This is a genomic window from Binatus sp. (SeqCode), assembly GCF_036522015.1.
GTDB lineage: Bacteria > Desulfobacterota > Binatia > Binatales > Binataceae > Binatus.
Genome location: NZ_DATDGQ010000377.1, coordinates 1 through 2,683, shown reverse-complemented (window position 1 = coordinate 2,683; position 2,683 = coordinate 1). Strand labels below are relative to the sequence as shown.

The following is a 2,683-nucleotide window of genomic DNA, read 5'->3' as shown; positions in this document are numbered from 1 at the left end:
GCGTCGAATGAAAGTCGGCAATGAAGCCCGGCGTGAGCGCAATTTCGAGTTCGTACGACTGCCCGCGATAGCGCATGTCGGCCCACAGCTCGTGACGAATCGTCGTCGCGCCTTCAGCCGCGAGTTCGGCGCGTGCGCGACGCACAAGTCCGGCGGTGCGCGTCACCAGATTTCGATAGCGCGGATTCGTCTCGCGCACCGTCAGGGAATATTCGCGGCCCAGCGGCGCGCTCGACGCTCCCCAGGCGCAGAGTAGGCCGGGATTTCGCGGCATCACGATTCGCCGGATACCCAAATCGAGCGCCAGCTCGCAGGCATGCATCGGCCCGGCGCCGCCGAACGCCAGCAGCGCGAAGTCGCGCGGATCGTAACCGCGCTCGACGGTGATCACGCGAATCGCCCGCTCCATGTTGGCATTGACCACGCGAATGATCCCGCGCGCCGCCACAATCGGATTGGTTTTCATCTCGCGCGCCAGCCGCGACACGACGTGTACGGCGCGATCCGGATAAAGTTTCATCTGGCCGCCGAGGAAGTTCTCCGCGACCAGTCTGCCTGCGATCAGGTCGGCGTCGGTCACGGTGCAAGACTCGCCGCGTCCGTAGCACGCGGGCCCGGGGTCGGCGCCCGCGCTGTCGGGTCCGACCCGCAGCGAGCCGCCCGCGTCAATCCGCGCGATCGATCCGCCGCCCGCGCCGACGGTGTGAATGTCGATCACAGGCGTGCGCACCGCGTATCCGTCCGGTTGGCTCAGCGTGCGGATTCGCGCGCGCCGATCGAACAACGACACGTCGGTCGAGGTCCCGCCCATGTCGAACGTGATGAAACGATCGGTGCCGAATGCGCGCGCGAGGCTTGCCGCACCAATCACGCCCGCCGCGGGGCCGGATAAAATTGTTCGCACCGGCTCCGCCCGCGCCAGCTCGGTGCCGATCGCGCTGCCGTTGGATTGCATGACTCGAAGCCGCGCACCTTCGAGCCGGGTTTCGAGATTCTTAAGATGCGACGACATCCGCGGCGCGACGTACGCGTTCACGACCGCGGTCGAGAAGCGCTCGTATTCGCGGTACTCGGCGAGAATCCGATGCGAGACCGAGAGTGGCAAGCCGAGCGGGGCGAGCGCCCGCGCGATCGACTCTTCGCTTTTCGGATTAGCGTATGAATGAAGCAGGCAGATGGCGAAGGCGTCGGCGCCGCTGCGTGCCGCGACACGGCGAATTCGCGCCAGCTCCCTGTGGCCGAGCTTCCCGATGATACTTCCGTCGAACAACGTGCGCTCGGCGACGCCGAAGCGCATCGCGCGACTGACGAGCGGCGCGGGCCGCGACGGCGCCAGCGCGTACAGCTCGTCGCGGTTCTGGCGGCCGATCTCGATCAGGTCTTCGAAGCCTGCGTTGGTGAAGAGCGCGACGCGCGCGCCTTTCTTCTCGAGCAGCGCATTGGTCGCGACGGTGGAACTGTAGATAACGGACTCCGGTGCCGCGCCCGCAAGCATCTCGCGCAGGCCGCGGATGACGGCGTCGGCAGGATCGGCCGGCGTCGAGAGCACTTTGTGCACGCGGATTTCATTTTCGTTGCCGACAATCGCGACGAGATCAGTGAAGGTGCCGCCCGTATCGATTCCGACCAGTATCGAGCCGCCGCTCCGCTGTTTCACAGTTTCACGGCGCTCTCAGCAGTATTTTGAAATTGAGCGGATTCTTCGCGGCTTCGAAGGCGGCAAGGCCGTCGTCAAGCGCGAAGTTGCCGTCGATCAGCGGACGCGGATCGATTTTACCTGCTGCGAGCGCGTCGAGCGCCAGCTGAAACCGGCCGCATCGCGAGCCGATCACTGTGATTTCGTTCACGACGATTGGCGCCAGATTGATTTCTGCCGCCGCGGCCGCAGTGCTCTTCAATATGATCTTTCCGCGCGGGCGGACCAGTTCAACTGCGCGCCGAAAACCGGATTCGCTTCCACTGCATTCGATCACGACATCGAATTTGTCGCGCACAGAAGATTCTTCTGCCGTCTCGAGTCCGAGCTCGCTCAGCCGCGCAAGTTTCTCGCGATGATGGCCCGCGATCAGCGGCAGATACTTCTCGCCCTTTAGCGTCAGTGCGACCAGCGCGCCGAGCCGGCCGTCGCCTATCACTACTATCGTTTGATTTCGCGCCAGGTGGACCTGCTCGAAAATCTCGTACGCCGCCGCGAGCGGCTCGACGAACACCGCAACCTCGTCGGAGATCGAATCGGGAAGCGGAATCAGGTTGACGTCGGGCAGGCGCAGGAATTCCGCGAAGGCTCCATCGCGCTCGAGGATTCCGAGCACGGTGCGATTGGGACAATGGCGCGCGAGACTGGCGGAGCACATCGCGCATCGGCCGCATCCGGCGTTGATCTCGCCGACGACGCGTTTTCCGCGGAGCGAGGCGTCTTGCGACTTGGCTACACGGCCGGCGAATTCATGCCCCGGTACGCCGTGATATTGCATGTAGCCGCGCGCGATCTCGAGGTCGGTTCCGCAGATGCCGGCGACCGAGACGCGCACGATACTCTCGTTTGGTGAGGCGACTGGTTCGGGATAGTCGCCGCGAAATTCCAGTTTGCGATCGAAGACCAGCGCGCGCATAAGTGCGTGCGATTGTAGTGAAACCCACCGTGGGTTTCACGCTTCCTTGGGCAGGGGTGACCCCTGCACCC

Annotated in this window: 2 protein-coding genes; both read right to left on the bottom strand. The window is 64.4% G+C overall.

What is annotated here, in order from left to right; all coding sequences use genetic code 11:
* The coding region (locus VIW95_RS16135) for a hydantoinase/oxoprolinase family protein (RefSeq protein ID WP_331588424.1) at nucleotides 1–1,657 on the bottom strand (1,657 nt) is incomplete at its 3' end.
* 4 nt (nucleotides 1,658–1,661) lie between these two features.
* Nucleotides 1,662–2,612: an MDR/zinc-dependent alcohol dehydrogenase-like family protein gene (locus tag VIW95_RS16130; RefSeq protein ID WP_331588421.1), complete on the bottom strand. Its 951-nt coding sequence runs from the start codon at nucleotides 2,610–2,612 to the stop codon at nucleotides 1,662–1,664.
* Nucleotides 2,613–2,683 lie beyond the last annotated feature (71 nt).

What these genes read in the sequence shown, in the direction of transcription:
- VIW95_RS16130 (WP_331588421.1), bottom strand. Translation starts at nt 2,612, where the DNA reads ATGCGCGCGCTGGTCTTCGATCGCAAACTGGAATTTCGCGGCGACTAT.